6 protein-coding genes are annotated in these 15,860 nt (G+C 68.0%); 3 read left to right on the top strand and 3 right to left on the bottom strand.

Translation table 11 applies throughout. The features are described from left to right. Positions 1 to 112: 112 nt before the first annotated feature. Complete coding sequence (locus FJZ36_06215; protein ID MBM3214490.1) at positions 113 to 910, top strand: adenylate/guanylate cyclase domain-containing protein; 798 nt, start codon at positions 113 to 115, stop codon at positions 908 to 910. Between the two features lie 24 nt (positions 911 to 934). Here FJZ36_06215 and FJZ36_06210 read toward each other — a convergent pair whose 3' ends face one another. Further along, entirely contained in the window at positions 935 to 2,533 is a 1,599-nt protein-coding gene (locus FJZ36_06210) for a hypothetical protein (protein MBM3214489.1), read from the bottom strand. 242 nt (positions 2,534 to 2,775) lie between these two features. On the opposite strand from FJZ36_06210, the gene FJZ36_06205 reads away from it, so the two are divergent. Together FJZ36_06205 and FJZ36_06200 are read left to right on the top strand one after the other, a co-directional pair. Further along, the gene (locus tag FJZ36_06205) at positions 2,776 to 3,663 is read left to right on the top strand and encodes a hypothetical protein (GenBank protein MBM3214488.1); all 888 of its coding nucleotides are present in this window, start codon (positions 2,776 to 2,778) and stop codon (positions 3,661 to 3,663) included. Between the two features lie 180 nt (positions 3,664 to 3,843). Beyond that, a complete protein-coding gene (locus FJZ36_06200; protein MBM3214487.1) occupies positions 3,844 to 4,083 on the top strand; it encodes a DUF2283 domain-containing protein in 240 nt (79 codons plus the stop codon). Here the strand turns inward: FJZ36_06200 and FJZ36_06195 are convergent. After that, positions 4,080 to 4,871: a LamG domain-containing protein gene (locus tag FJZ36_06195; protein MBM3214486.1), complete on the bottom strand. Its 792-nt coding sequence runs from the start codon at positions 4,869 to 4,871 to the stop codon at positions 4,080 to 4,082. The genes FJZ36_06200 and FJZ36_06195 overlap by 4 nt on opposite strands. Before the next feature lie 1,245 nt (positions 4,872 to 6,116). Further along, the gene (locus FJZ36_06190; protein ID MBM3214485.1) at positions 6,117 to 15,851 is read right to left on the bottom strand and encodes a hypothetical protein; all 9,735 of its coding nucleotides are present in this window, start codon (positions 15,849 to 15,851) and stop codon (positions 6,117 to 6,119) included. Positions 15,852 to 15,860 lie beyond the last annotated feature (9 nt).

The raw sequence follows: 15,860 nt of genomic DNA, 5'->3' as shown, positions 1-15,860 counted from the left end.
GTATCCGCGAGCTCGCCAGCCAGCTTCAGCCGGAGGAAGTGCTCGAAGCGATCCAGGTCTACGCCGTCGCCAACGCGATGTGCCGCCTCAGCGTGCTCACCGAAGCCGGCGTATGCGCCTAGCGCTCCCGGTCGCTCTGGCGATGGTTACGCTCAGCCTGGCAGGGGTTGCCGTTCTTCTGCGGAACACGAGCGCTCGCGAGCGGCGTCTCCAGTCGGCGTTCGATCATACGCTGCTGGAGCTGGAAGGCTTACAGCAGGCGTTCCATCAGTTCGCGCCACAGGCGGTCGTCGAAGAGATCATCCAGCGCGGCGTCTCTATCCACGGCGAACGCCGCGAGGTCACCGTCCTCTTCGCCGACATCGTCGGCTTCACGACGATCAGCGAACGGATCGAACCCGACGCCATCGTGCGCATGCTCAACGGCTACTTCCGCGCGATGACGCGCGCTATCTCCGACCACAACGGACGCGTTGGGAAGTTCATCGGCGATGGCATCATGGCGATGTTTGGAGTGCCTGACCCCAACCCCTGGCAGGCGATGGACGCCGTCCAGGCAGCGCTCGCCATGCGCGAGGCGTTGCCCGTCTACAACCGGGAGCTCGAAGCCGACGGGCTCGCGCCGATCACCATCGGCGTCGGCATCCACCGCGGAACCGTCGTCGCGGGCGTCCTCGGAAGCCAGGAGCTCATGGAGTACACGGTCATCGGCGATGTCGTCAACGCCGCGTCGCGGATCGAGCACTTCACACGCGACTTCGGCGTGGACATCATCATCTCCGACGCCGTCGCGCAGGCACTCGACAAGCGGTTCCGCCTCGATCCACTCCAGCCCGTCGAGATACGCGGCAAGCAGGAGAAGGTACCACTGTTCGCCGTGGTCGGACGGGCCGGCGACGTGACGACGTAGCGCCCGGCGCTCGGAAGGGCCCCGTCACTCCGGCGGGGAGAGGTAGATGTAGTACCCCGATCCAAACTGGCTCCGGTCGTGCCGATAGGCGAAGTCCTCCCAGGGCGACCCAGCGCGCCGCGCCGCCGGCGTCGGGTTCGCCAGGACGATCAGCCGGTTCCCCTCGACATCGACCGTGACGATGTTCTCGCGGAAGTCCCCCAGCACGTCGACGCACGCCAGGTTCCGCCCGTACTGACCGCCCTCCGGCAGCTTGCCGTCCGCCAAGTCTTCCATCTCGCCCGAAGGCAGCAGGCGCACGACTCGCTTGTTCTCCTTGCGGATGACGAAGACGACCTCGCGCCCCTCGTCCCAATGCACCGGCACGAAGTTCTTGCGCTGCCAGTCCGTCAGGTTCAGCCAGTGGGAACCGTCCGGCAGGTAGATCGGGAAGTGCCCCTCCTCGCGCATGCCGGCTCCGGCGCCGCCGTACTCGTGCCGCGCGTCCTCCGCCGTGTGCGGATGCAGACCCGGAACGCCGGGCGCGTGGCGGGCGAGCCATCCATAGTGGGCGTGGCGGAACGGCTCCTTGAACAGCGTCGCGCCGTCTCGATCCACGAGATAGACGCCGGGTCCTCCGCTCTCGACGGCATACCATATCTGAAGCCCCGGCCGATCGGGATCGATCTTGGCGGGCTTCGAGATATCCGTGTGTCCGAAGGATTCCGCCTCCCAGCGCACGGAGCCGTCGCCGTTGTAGCAGACGCCGCCGCAGATGATCTCCTGGACCCCGTCGCCGTCCAGGTCGGCGATGTCGAGATTGTGCCCGGCGGGACGCTTCTGCTCGACGCGCCATTCCGTCGCGCCGGTCTTGCCGCCGATGGCGGTCAGCACGACGTCGCCGTACGTCTCATCGAGGACGACGACGCTCGCCGGGGCGTCGAGCCCGCGCAGATGCCCGACCGTCATCATGACCCGCGAGCGCGTCGCGGGCCACGACGTGTTCCACACCGTCTCGCCGGTTTCGCCATCGACCGCCGTGAGCTGCTGCCTTGGATCCGCCGTGTCGTAGCGCTCCGTCGGGTACTTGCCCGGGAAAGACGGGAACACGACTTCGCTTCTGCCATCGCCGTTGATTTCCCAGCAGAGGAACGGCGCGTGAAGCGTCGAGCCGTCCCAGCCGCCGGCGGCGGGGAGGCGCGTGTCGCGCTCCCACAGATGCGCGCCGTTGTGGTCGTAGGCGGCGACCCGGATCGTCCCGCCGCGCACGAAGCGGATCGCGTAACCGAGCCGCCCGTCGTTCGTCAGGTCGCCGATGATCAGCCCGCCAACGGACGCCGCGTCCTCGATGGGAACCGAACGCGCCGCGAGCGACGGTTCCGCCCCGGCATCAACGGTCACTGACTCCGACGCCGTGTCGTCGCCCGTCACGACGCGGTAGGCGTACGGCTCGGCGGCTGGAGCCTGATCGACGTAAGTTGTCGAGTCCGTTACGGGAGCCGTCGAGACGCGCTCCCAAGCCCCGCCGCGTCCTCGTTCGACGTGGAACGGCGCGTCCGGCGCGTCGGACGGCAGCAGCCGCCACGAGAGGAAGACCTGTCGGTTACCGCGTGGCAGGGCGAGAAGGTGTCGGTGTTGTGGCATATCGTTGACTCCTGACTCGTCGGACTCCACTGGCAACGATCCGCCTATTCGCAACCGCGATCAACAGGATACCTTACCGCATCTTGTCGATGATCCGTAGTACATCGTGCGTCGATGTTGTCCATGGCGTTACCATAGGGCCGAGCCGACGCAGCGATCGTCTGTGAGGTCGTCGCAACAGGACAGGTCGGCAATCCAATGGCAAGGGCTGCCGAAGCCTACTGCGATTCGTCACGAACCGCGTGAGCCGTACGTCGTTTTGGCGCCAACGGGCGTGGGAGGCAATCGAGATGTCTGGTCGATCTGACTTCCTCGTGCACTGGGTCGGCAAGCATCTTCACACGGAAGCTGAATGTACGAAACGGTCCATTCGCTGGGAGCGGATATCAGCGGTGCAACGCGAGAAGTATGTTGGACTCCTAGCGGATATTGTGGCAAAAGGAATCTGCGTAACGATCGGACAACCGGAATACCTGTTTGGCAAAGATGTCGGGATACGGCAGATTCTTGCGCGCGTCTGCTTCACCGAGACGCGTCTGTCACAGGCGGAACACCTGTCCAAGCAGTATGGATGTCTCGGAGTCGGGGTCCGCCGTGACTGGGCGATTGCCAGAGGCGGAGCGCCCGTGCATTACGTCGGTGAAGACAACGGGCAATTCGTGGCGAATGCCTTTGTCGAGATCGTTGAAGCCCTCAAGCACTGGGAAGCCCTCAAGCACTGCGAAGAGGAGCGCGTCCCCGACGTTCCAGGAGATGTGAGCTGTCTACGGACGCCGACGCATGTGAAGGATGAGGTTTGGAGGCTCGCCTACTTCGTCAGGCGTATGTCCGACAGCTCTCCGAACGACTACTCGCTGATGGAAGAGAACGAGTGGCGTATCGTGGAGCCTCCGGATTGGGTGCAGCCCAAGCCTTTCACCGCGCCTAAGGAAGAGGAATTCGTTGCCGACGGCAACGTGAAAGTGGCGTATCGCATCCCAATACTCCCCCACGATGTCGCTATCATTGTCCTCCCTGACGAAAGAACGCGGTTCATGTTGTACCACCACGAACTCATCACCGAATGGATGGGCAAGGAGCGTGAGAAGTGTCCCCCGTTCTTGACGCTTGAGGAGTGCCGCAACCTCTAGGCAGTACGCTGCTGTTACCCTGGTGGGGCCTCGTCGCTCCCGCGAAAGCGGGAGCCCAGGGTTCTGGATTCCCGCTTCCTGGCCCCGCGAAGGCGGGGCGCGCGGGAATGACGAGTAGGAGAAGCAGGAACGCCGGTGCGTCGTGATCGCGTACTTCGACCGGTCGCAGAGGAACCGCAAATGAGAGTCCGCTACGATCCCGAAACGGACGCCTTCGCCATTGTGCTCGACGACACCGAGCCCATCATCGAATCGGAAGAGGTGTTGCCGGGGTTGGTCGTGGACTTCAACGCCAAGGAGCAGATCGCAGGTCTGGAGTTCCTCGGCGCGAAGGCGCTGCTGCCCGGCAGCGTCCATGAGCGGCTTCGGCGCGCGGCGGAGAGTTCCGCCCAAAGTGGGTCATCGACGCTCGCGGTCTAGGCTCTCGGACCCCTGCCCGCCTTCAGGCGCCCCCACGTCGTCGCGGAGCGCCCGAGCGGATCGACCGGCAGCAGCGCGTCGAGTCCGCCCATCACGGACTTGATCTCCTTCTGGGTCAGCCCGCGATTGAACAGCGCCCAGTCGTCCATGACGCCGTTGTAGTACCGCTTCAGGTTGAGCTCCGTGCCGATGAGCACGGGATCGGTGTTGGGGACGAGCTTGTCGTCCTGCTTCGGATATTCGATGAGCGGCTCCCCGTCGAGATAGACCGTCCAGAACTGCTTCGGGTCCCACGCGACGGCGACGTGCTGCCACACGTCAGGCTTCACCTCCTTCGGGCTCTGCGCCGGCACGATTCGCTGGGCGTTCTGGAACATCCATCCCATCCACAGGAACCCGTTCGGACTCAGGAGAACCTCGAAGAACTCTTTGGCGTCGGCTCCCTTCGACCCGAGAAGCTGCCACTCATCGCCCTTGAGCGTCGGCTTGATCCACACGGCGACCGTCAGTCCGTCGGTGAACTGGAGCGACTTGCTGTCGGGAACCTCGACGACGCCGTCGTTCCCGTCGAACTGCAACCCGCCGCCGTACTTGCCCGTCGTCCACTTGACGCCGCCTTTGATCTTCCCGTCGTTGCCGTTGCCCGACCCGTCGGCGACCGTCGCCCCTTTACCCTCGCCGAACGGCAACGCGAGTACCAATCCGGCGACCTCCCTCGCCGAGGACGACGCCTGCATCGCGAACAGAAGCGTGATTCCGACAGCAAGACGAATGGTAGGACGCGTCATGGGGCTCTCCTTCCGTGCGGCGGCAGAAGCGCGCCGAGTGATTGTGTAAGGTATATAGCCGCGTCACGGCGTTCGCGCGAATCCTCGGTCTAGCCGAACAAGGGAACCGGGAACGCGACAGCGTGCGGAATAGCCACGGCAGACCGTGCGCCTCCGCCCAGATCTCTCCCAACCTGCGAAGCGGGGAGGGAAGGTTGCCGGCATCCATGACCGTGGGGCGCTAGCGAAAGAGCAGCGTGAAGGCGACGCGGTGGGCGTTCCCCAGATCGCCGACGGGGAGGAAGGCGTAGTCCACCTGGTACGTGTCCGTCGCGTAGCCGAGTCCGCCGCTCAGCCGCGAGACGGCATCGAACGCCGAATCGGTCCGATATCCCGCCCGGGCGGACAAACCGTTGCTGAACCGGTACTCCAGCCCCGCGCGCAAAGCCGGCGATTCGCCCCGCGTCGAGAGAAGGTCGGTGGATGCCGTCAACACGCCCGACGCCGCCGAGGGCTTCGCCGTGTCCGTCGTCGCCAGCTCCACCGGAAGCTGCTCGGAAGCCACGGGCTCAATCCGTCGCGTGTACGCGGCTCCGACCTGGAGGGTTCGCGGCAGCGGCGACGAATCTCCGTGCAGCGACGCCGAGCCTCCCAGGTTCCGCAGCGCCGCTCCGACACGGAGTCCGCTCACCGGCGTCTGGTAGATCGCTCCCACATGGGTCGTCCCGCTGCGGGCGCTCTGGCTCTCGTCGTCGGACGAACCGGAGATGTCCAGCCCTTCGCGCATCAGCTCGACCCCGCCGCCGAACCGGAAGCTGCGGATCTCCGTCGAGCCGAACGCGATCTGCGCGTGTCGAGCCGAATAGCGGAAGACTCCTTCGCCGGCGTAGCCCCCCAGCGTCATCACGGTACGTGGGACATCGCCGCCGGTCAGCAGTTTGCCGCCGATCCCGACCGTCGCCAGCCTGCCGATGGGCTGGACGAACCCGACCCACTCGTAGCGGACGCCGCCGATCCATTCCGTATGGACGCCGGTCAACTGGGAACCCCGCACCAGCCCGAGTCCGCCAGGGTTCCAGTAGAGCGTCGATACGTCGTCCGCGACGGCAACGAACGCCCCGCCCATCGACTCGGCGCGCGCCCCGGCGCTCAGCGCGAACGACGCGCCGCCGACACGCCCCGACGCGCGCAGGTTCAACGCGGTCAGCGCCATCGCGCACACCAGGGCGTAACGTAGGATCGCTCGGGTTGACATCCGTCGGCTCCTCAGCGCGCCACGAAGATCTGCCCCGTACGTCGGGCGTTGGCTCCCCGAACGAGATAGATGTAGAGCCCGGTCGCGACGAGATGTCCGCTCCCGTCGCGCCCGTCCCAGGTTGCCGTGCCCGGGTTGGCGCTCGTGAGCGTCCGCACACGTCGGGCATCCAGGGTGAAGATGTCCACGACCGCGTCGGCGGTCAGGTTGCGGAACGTCAAGACGCCGTGCGTCTCCGGTGAAAATGGGTTCGGGTAGAGCACGACGCGGTCCAGCCGCCGAGGCAGCACCAGCCGCGCCACCCGCAGCACGCCCAGCGTCCGCATCTGCGCCGTCACGACGCCCTGGTTCACATCGACTCGCTGCACGCCGGACACCAACTCCCATCTCGCGGGAACCGCCGAGGCGTTCAGCCGGAAGACCCGCAGCTCCTGCGCCAGGTCTGGAGGGTCGAGCGCCGGGAACCCCATCGTGACCGTGATCGGCTGTGGGAACGCCTCGGTATCCGACGAGAACCACCGCGTCGTGCTCTGCAGGAGCGTGTCCGGCTCAGGATCGATGTTCGCCTCGTCCGGCGAGAGATTCGCCTCCTCGATCCGGCGCAGCCAAGCCGAATCCGTCACCGTCAGAATGTCGATCCGCATCCCCGGTCGGGCGATGGACTGCGGAACCGTGACGCTCGTGCGCGCGTCCAGTCCGCCTCGAACGGTCCATTCCCGCTGATCGGACAGGATGTTCTGGATCGAACGCACCGGGCCCGCCACGGATGTTTCGCCGAGCAGAGAGCGATTCCTGCCGCCGTCCACGGCGGCGAGCGCGACATAGTACGGCACGTCGTCACGCGGAACCGGAACCAGCGCGACCGGCTTCTTCGGGTCCGCCAGGGATGCGCGGTCCACGACCAACGCCGGGACATCCGACGACCGCAGCAGAACGCGCGGTTCTGTCGTCACGTAGACCTCGTACGTGCGGATCGTGGCGTCCTCGTCGGGTTTCCACGAGACGACGAGCTCGCCGCCTCGGTCGCTGGGCGAATCCGACGCGGAGACGCCCGCAACGGGATCGGGGCGGATGTCGTCGTGCGACTGCACCGGACCCGCCAACGACCCGGCGACCATCGCCGACCGGTTCCCGTTCACGTCGGCGGCGACCACCGCCACGTAGAGGTCCATCCCGTCTTCGGGAACCGGAACGATGCCCTGCGGAATCGCACGATCCGGGAAGACCGCCGCCGGCTTCGCATCTTGCAGCGACGCACCGGCGAGCGGCTCGCGCCCAATGTAGACCGCGTAGTGGGCGAAATCGCGTTCGGCGTTGGACGGCGTCCAGCGGACGAGCAGCGCCAAGCCGTTGTCATCCGGGGCGTCCGACGCGCTCACGCCGACGACCGACGCGGGCGCGATGTCATCCGTCGCCCGCACCGGGCCCGCCGTCGAGCCGCCCGTCGGCGACAGCGCGCTCTCGTTGAGAGCCGCATCGACCGCCGTGACGGCGAACCAGAGGTCCGCATTGTTCACCGGCACGTCCACGTCGAGCGTCGTCTTTTCGGGCGCACGGAGATCCGCCACGACGGGAACCATCCCCTTCGTGCTTCGGATCGGAGCCGACTGCCGGTAAACCTGGTAGCGCAGGAAGTCGCGCACGTCGGTCGTCGGCTGCCAGGTCAGCCGAATCCGCCCGCCTTCGTCTTGAGGCACATCGATGGCGACCAAGTTCACGATCGGCTCCGGCGGGATCGCGTCCAGCGAAACGCGACGCGACGCGCTCCGCGTCTCGGAGTTTCCGTTGCGATCCGTCAGTGTCGCCGTCACGAGCGCTTCGACGACCGAATCCGTCTCCCGGACGATGTAGCTCGCCGTGTAGATGCCGTCTCCCGCTGCAACGTCGTCGCCCGCGCCGTCGTCCAGCAGGGGAAGCCCCGTCAACGCCGTCCCGATGTCCAGCGTCGCGGTTCCCTCCGGTTCCCCGACGAGGCGGACGATCAGCTTGTCGCCGGCGTGCAGGGATCTGGTCGCATTGTGCGTCACGGACTTGATGCTCGGTTTCGTCGTGTCGATGCTGACTGGCTGCGGCGCGACGATGCGCGATACGTTCCCGGCGCGATCTGTCAACGTCGCCGACACGAGCGCGTTCAGCGCGTTGTCTCCCTCGCGGATGACGACGAAGCCCGTGTAGACGCCGTCATTCGCGACTTCGTCGCCCTGCGTGCCCTCGTCCGAAAGGGCGATATGCTCGCGAACGCCGGCGATGGCGAACTCCCCGACGGCTCCGACCTCGCCCCGGATGCGCACCGTCATTCGGTCGCCGGACGCCAGAACGCTCCGGGCGTCGTGTTCGATGGACGCGATACGCGGAGGCGTCGTGTCGATATCCACTTTCCGAAGCGCCGAACGCGTCGCGCGGTTGCCCAGGTCGTCCGTCGCAGCCACGGTGACCGTCGCCCCCGCCGCCTGGTCTCCCAGCGCGACGCGATAGGTTCCGGCGTACTCGCCGTCGTTGGCTCCGCCGTCTTCGTGTTTGCCGTCGTCGTATAGCGACGCGACCGCGCGGAACCCTTCGGCAGCCAACTCCATCGTCACGACGGCGAGCGGCTCCGTCCGCGCGCGCACGACCAGCACATCGTCGGCTCGGAGCGCCTTCGCCGCGTTGTGCTGCACGTCCTTGATCTCCGGCGCCGCCGTGTCGATGGTCACAACGGGCGGCAAGGTCAGCGACGCGGCGATCCCGCTGTCCGTCCGAATGACCGCGCGAAGCTCGCTGGCGGCGGCGTTCTCTCCGCTCCGAACCGTGTGCGTCCCGACGTAGATACCGCCGGAGGTCGCAGCGAGCGGGAACACGACGGAGCCCGAGCCGAGCTCCGCCGACACGCTCCATCCGGGATCGCCCTCGATGCGCGCCGTCAGGACTCCGCCGACGCCCAACGGACGAACCCCATCGTGGGAACCCCGACGCACGCGCAGGGCTCCGACTCGATACCCGCCGCGACCGGAGCCGCTGATCCGCATGTAGTAGGCGGAACCGGGAGACGGTAGCTGCACGATTGCAGACATCGCATCCGACGGGCTGGCGAGGGTCTCGGCGAGGCTCACCAGACCCGGACTCAACACCTGCATCTTGACCGAGCCCGTCGCGGTGGGCGCTGACAGAGACAGCAGCAGGGCTCCCTCCAGTGCCGGATCCAGGTTCACGACGAACCAGTCCTCATCGGACGCGCTGGAAATCGACCCGAGCATCGGGCGTCCGAGTCGCAGAGCTCCGGCGCGAGGCGCTGCGCCGTTGGGTTCCAGCTCCCAGTCTGCGCCGTCCGCAGCCGGTTCCAGAGACACGGAGACCGCGTACTCGAAATCGCCGCCGGTGTTGCCGGACATCTCGAAGAGATACGTCCCGCCGGTCGTCGGGATCGTCAGACCCCCCGAGGCGACGTCTCCCAGTGCGACCTCGCCCACGTCGATCGGCAACGCGGACGGGAAGGAACGCAGCGCGCGCGCCTTGCCCACCGACCCGACCGGAGCCGTCGGACGCCAGGTCAGCAGCCGCAGTGCCCCGTCGGGCACGGTGACGCGGAACCAGTCGGATTCGCCGGAACGGAGCGTCCCGCGCACTTCGCGTGTCGTGAGAGGCACGCGCGTCGCCAACGCCTCGACGCCGTTCTGCTCTTCCTCCCACTGAACCCCCTCCGGCAGAGCGACGATGGCAGGCTGGATCGCGTACGGAACCGAGCCGACGCCCGCCACTCGCAGGTACAGACTGGACGCGGCGACTCCAGTTCGGAGCGTTGCGACCGAACCACCGGAACTCGTCAGGGCGGCGATGGGAGCGCTCGAAGCATCTGGAGCGCCCTGGTAGAGCTCGGCGGAACCGACTCGCAGAAGCCGAAGCTCGAAGACGGTGCCCGGAGCTCGATCCACGTCGAAGCGATACCAGTCTATGTCATCGGCGGAGTTCGCCGATCCGGCGATCTCGGCGGTCCCCGACCCGACCGGGGTGGCGCGCAGCGGGTCGCCGTTCGGCTCGACGTCCCACACATAGCCGGGCAAGCGCGCGCTCAGGGCAACGGCGAGACGGTACTGCCCCGGAGCACCGTCCACACGGACGAGGTACTCTCCCGCGTCCACTCCGAGCGTCGTCGCGCGCGATTCGCCGCCTCGCGCCGACACGCGCGCGATCCGCTCCAAGTCTCCCAGCGCGAACGCCGGGAAGAGCGTCACGACGGACTCGTTGGGGCTGCCGCGCGACAGATGGAGTGACAGCGCCGCCGGTTCCGACACGACGACGCGATACCAATCGACATCGCCAGCCGCGTCCGTCGTCCCGTTCATGCGAATGCCAACCGGCAACGCGGTCGCGGCAGCGCCGAGGTCGTTCGGCTCGCTCTCCTCAAGCGCCAGCGGCTCGACGGCGAAGGTTCGCACGGTTGCGGGAAGGCTCCCATCCGAGGGTTCCACCGTGAGCGAATGGGAACCCGCCGACAGGTTCGGAAACAGAAGTTCGTTGACGGCGGCAAGTTGCGGGGGACCGTCGTCCAGGCGCACGCGCCAGCCCGGCGCTGAGCCATCCGGCGCGAACGCGCTCCATCGCGCGACGACCGAGCCCTGACGCGCCGTCCCGACGGGTCCTGCCAACAGCGCGGCTCCCAGGTCGCTTCCGGGCGGCGCATCGGCGGCGCTCCGAACGGGACCCGACACGCTGGAACCGCCGATTGGCGACTCGTTCCCAGCCGCGTCAGCCGCCGTCACGGCGACGTACCAATCGACGCCATCCGCCGCCGTTCCGATATCGGCGACCGTGACGCCGACGACCGGGACGCGCCCGGCGATGGTTCCGCCGACTCCCGCCGCGAAAGGTCGGTCCGACAGGTGGATGCGGTACTCGCCGAAGTCCGGCGCGAGACTGGGAGACCATCGAACGGTCAAGACGCCGCCGCGATCTCCGCGCCGGTCCGCCGCCTGAACGCCCGAAACGGGCTCCGGTGGGAGATTGTCCAGAGCGGTCGCCGCGCCGGAGACGGAGCCCTTCGGCCCGCCGATCAACGGCGAGGCGTTCCCGGCGAGATCGACCGCGACGACCGCCGAGTAAAACGGAACCCCGCTCTCCGCTTCGACGATCAGCGAGGTGGCATCCCGCTGGGCGCTCGTCGCGATGGGCGTCAGCCGGGAGAGCGTCACAACGGGCGTCTGCGCCGCATAGACGGCGTACCGCGCGAAGTCCTCGACGGCGCTGGCGTCCCACGTCACGCGCAGGAAGCCGCCTTCGTCGCCCGGAACGTCCTGCGCGGCGACGCCGGTAACTCCCGGTGGGGGAACTGTGTCGATGGTCAAGCGCATCGGCGCGGGAACCACGACGGACGGGCCCGTGCCCCGCCGGAACGTCGCCGCGACGGAGCCCCCGCGTACGTCATCGCCCGCGACCGTCGTGTACGCGCTCGTATAGACGCCGTCGTTCGCCTGGGCGTCTCCCTTCGTCCCGTCGTCCACCAACGGAAGACCCGCGCGAACCGGCGTGCCATCGGGTCGAAGGATCGCGAAGGACGCCGACAAGCCCTTCTCCGCCACGGCGCGCACGTGGATGGCCGCTCCCAACCCGAAGGCGGCAACGTCGTCGATGGAGACCGACGTGACCTGGGGCTCCGAGGCGTCCACGGCGACGGGCTGCGCAAAGGCGACCGTGGCTTGCATCGCGCTTATCGCCAGTTCCGCGCGCACGGTCAGCGGGCCCTTGGCGCTAGCCGGGATCGTCACTCGACCCGTGTAGACGCCCGCCTTGGACGCATCGCCCAGCGTCAGCGGCAAACCGACCGCCGCGCCGTCCACGTCGATCAGACGAACCGCCGCCGAACCGCCCGGAACCCAGACGACGCGCAAATCGAGAGGATCGCCCGACCGGAGCGGACGCGTCGCCGAATGGCTCAACTCCTCGACGAAGAACGCCCATGTCCGGTAGGAGTCCGTCGCGGAGCCCTGGGGTTCCACCGAAAGGTAGTAGGCTCCTGGCACGGCATCCGCCTGGACGGACGTCCTGCCGCCATTCGATGGGTTCGCCGGCGACGACGCCAGCGACACGCCCCCCGCGTTGCGGATATGCACCTCGACGGTTCCGGTTCCCATGCCGGCTTCGTAACCGACGGCGACCGTCCCCCGGCGAATGATCTGAACGGAATAGGCATCGACATCGCCCGACTTCCAGGCGTCGCCCGCGAACGCCGTCGTCAGAGGCAGGGGCGTCGCGCGCGCGATCACGTCGTTCGACTCGATCTCCATGCCCGCCGCGCCGGGCGTCAAGGCGATGCGTGCCTCGTACTCGCTCGCGCTCGCTTGCTCGCCGACAATCTCCACGAAATAGAGGTCGGCAGCCGCGCCGATGGCGATTCGGTTCGACAGGCGCGCGCCGTCCAGCTTCCACTCGGCAACCGGCGCGTCGCCCCGGTAGAGCCGCCAAGTCGTCGTGCCGGAGCCCGCCGGACGGTAGGACGCGACCTCCAGCCGCGACGCCGCAAGCACGGGAACCGCGAACCAGTCGCGGTCGGGAGCCGTCTGAGACGAACCGCGCACCAGCGCCGGAGCGGACAGATCGAGCGTCAGCGCGCGGTCGGCGACGTCGTTGGGCTCCATCTCGGCGGCGCGTCCGGCTCCCAGGTCGAGCAGGGACGCGAAGAGCGCGTAATCGCCGCTGCCGGTCACATGAATCCAGTGGACGCCCGGAGCCACGGCGACGGTTGCCGTGCGGCGCGGAGCCGCCGCCGTCAAGACGCTCTGGAACGCCACCGTATCCGGCGAGCGGATGCCGCGATAGAGCGTGACGGTCGCTTCGCCCGACGATTCGGCGGTCAAGGCGAGGACGCGGGGGTTCTCGATGTTCAGGCGGTACAGATCGCCAGCGGCTTCGGCGATACCGGCGAAGGTCACGTTCGGCGTCAGTTCGGTCGCCGTCGATTCCGCCTCGTTCGGTTCGCGTTCCCGCACGGTCGTGGGCTCGACCCGGAAGGTCGCCTGCGACGCCGTCGCCGCGCCCGGAATCCCGACGCGGACGGTGTGCTCGCCCGCCGACAGACCGTAGAACATCGCTGAAGTCAGCGATGTCAACTCGGAAGCTCGTCCATCCAACTGGACGCTGAACCGCGACGGCGGGTCGCCCGCGTCCGCCGCGTACCGGTTCCACAGGAAGGTCGCGGACGTTCCCCGCACGATGCCGCTGGGTCCCGTCAAGCGCAGCGGCGATGCGTCCGGCGTCGCGTTCGCGGCTGGGGTCGCGGGTCCCGCCGTCGAACCGGGCCCGATGGCGGACTCGTTCCCCGACAGATCGACGACCGTCACCGCGACGTAGACCGGCGCGCCCACAGGCAGGGAACCGATGTCCGCGACGGTCGCCCGTTGGCTCGCGACTCGCGCCCCGGGAACCCGTCCCTCGGTCGATGCGATGGGCTCCGGGCCCACATAGACGCGGTACTCCTGGAAGTCTTCGACGAGCGCGGCGTCCCACCGCGCCGTGACCGATCCGCCGTAGTCGTAGGGCGTGTCGGCGATGGTCACGCCCGACACCGGATCGGGACGCCGGTTGTCCAGCGCGCGGATGGGTCCGAATACCGACAGACCGCCCAACGCTGACTCGTTCCCGGCGAGATCGACTGCCGTGACGGCGATGTACGTGTCCACGCCGTTCTGCGACACGGGCACGTCCAGCGATGTCAGGTGCGTCGAAAGCGCTGGCGCGAGTCCTGACGTCGCTGGGATGGGCGTCGGCGAGATGTAGACCCGATAGGTTGCCAGGTCCGCCGCCCGCGATGCCGACCACGACAGACGCAGCCAATAGCCGTCGTCGTCGGGCCGGTCGCTCGCCGTCAGAGCCGTGATGGGAGCCGGGGGAACACCGTCGAGCGTCACGGTCTGCGACGCCGTCTTGGTGCTGACGCCGCCCGTCTCGTCGCGCACAGTGACGACCACCGGCTGATCGCGCAGGTCGTCCGACGCGCCGACGCTGTAGGTTCCCGAATAGACGCCGTCGGACGCGGAACCGTCCTCGTGCGCGCCGTCGTCGAAGAGTGGTATCCCTTCGCGCGCCGTCCCGATGGCGAAACTCGCCGCGCCCCTGGGCGGAGCCGTCGCGGTGACGCGGAGCACCTCGCCGCGCCGCAGCGGTCGAGTCGCGGAATGGCTCACGTCGAGCACGCCCGCCGCGCCGAGCGTGGCGTTGAGCCGGTACCCGGCGGCTGAAGACTCACCGGTCGGCGTGAGCTCGACATGGTGGGTTCCGGCGCTCACGGACAGGCTCAGTGTCGCCGTCTGGCTCGCGGCGACGGAAGCCGTTGCCTCGCCGATCTGCGCGAAGTTCGGGCTGAACGCGCGCACCCGCGTCAAGCCCGTGCCGGATGGGCGCGTGAACCGGATCGTCAACACGCCGGCACGAGGCGCTTCGACGGCGTACCAGTCGGTGTCCGCGCCGCCGTCCCAGCTCGTGCCGTCCATCGGGCGGTCGAGCGCCAATCGCGTTGGCGAACGCGGGTTGACGCGCGGATCGGCTCCGTTGGGTTCCACCTCGACGTCGCCTGCAGGCTCCGACAGCGAGAAGAACAGCCAGTACGGCTCCGCCGCCAGCGTCGAGGGGTGCTCGACGCGCACGAGGACATCGCTCAGCGTGACGCCCGTCTCGAACGTCGCGAACTGCCCGTTGGCTCCCGAAGCGGTAAGCCGGGCGATCTGCCGATCCGTCGTCGGCGGAGCCCCTGCGTAGACGCTGACCTTCGTCTCGCCAGCGGAACCGGGTCGGAACACGGTCAGCCGCAGCAGGGCGGTCGTGGTGATGTTGGCGCGGATGCGGTACCAGTCCACATCAGTCGCGCTGGCAGCGGAACCGACGATGCCGAGCTTCGACGAGGCGGCGGTCAGCTCGCGCACGTTCGCGGACGCCTCGGAGTCGTTCGGCTCGATGTCGCGGTGGTACGCCGGAGCCAGCGCCGCGCCGGTGACCGTGACGACGTATTGCGACGCGACCGCCTCCGCCGCGTCGGACTGCACGCGCAGGTAGTGGACGGAAGGCGATGTTCCGACGGTGAACGTGACCCGCTGGCTATTCTCCGGCGACGCCGTCGCGGTTCCCAGCAGGACGTTCAGGGCTGGATCGCCGCGATAGAGCTGAACCGTCGTCTTGCCGAGCCCCCCGACGGGTCGGCGGAAGGTGACGGTCACCTGGTTCGGCGCGCCTAAGAGCGCCACCTTGAAGAAGTCGATATCGACCGCTCCGCCGGAGATGCCTCGCACCTCGATGCCCGATGAGGCGTCGTTGGCGGCGACGGCGAAGTCGTTCGACTCGGCTTCCTCGCTGAACGCCACTCCGACGGTGAACAGGCTTTCGGCGGGCGTCGGGTCCTCTTCCAGCCGGGCGTTCACCGCCGCGACGCGGAACCGGTGCTCGCCTTGAGGCAACGCGTAGAGGGCGATTGTCGAGGATTCGGTGAAGACGGGGGCAGACCCGTCGAGGCTGTACCGGTAGCCTCGCACCGGCGCGGCGGGGTCGTCGGAGAGTCCTGCCCACCAGAAGACGACGTCGGCGCGGTCGGTGAGTCCGGCGGGCCCGCTCAGGATCGCCGTGTCCGGCGCGGCGAACGCGGCTCCGGCGTGCACGGCGAGAAGCAACGTCAGCGCAACGAGCGCGGCGCAGCGATTCGGAGGTTGTCGATGGCGATACCGAGTCTGGAGTCGAGCGTTGGTCAGCCGCGCCGACGCCGTGTGCGGGCGGTCAGACATCGGGTTCATTCGCGCCCT

The sequence above is a fragment of the Candidatus Poribacteria bacterium genome (genome assembly GCA_016866785.1).
GTDB lineage: Bacteria > Poribacteria > WGA-4E.
This window is presented reverse-complemented; position numbering and strand designations above follow the sequence as displayed.

Bases quoted from the DNA above. Each gene is read 5' to 3' on its own strand.
- FJZ36_06190 (MBM3214485.1), bottom strand. From the start codon at position 15,851: ATGAACCCGATGTCTGACCGCCCGCACACGGCGTCGGCGCGGCTGACC.
- FJZ36_06210 (MBM3214489.1), bottom strand. From the start codon at position 2,533: ATGCCACAACACCGACACCTTCTCGCCCTGCCACGCGGTAACCGACAG.
- FJZ36_06195 (MBM3214486.1), bottom strand. From the start codon at position 4,871: ATGACGCGTCCTACCATTCGTCTTGCTGTCGGAATCACGCTTCTGTTC.
- FJZ36_06200 (MBM3214487.1), top strand. From the start codon at position 3,844: ATGAGAGTCCGCTACGATCCCGAAACGGACGCCTTCGCCATTGTGCTC.
- FJZ36_06215 (MBM3214490.1), top strand. From the start codon at position 113: ATGCGCCTAGCGCTCCCGGTCGCTCTGGCGATGGTTACGCTCAGCCTG.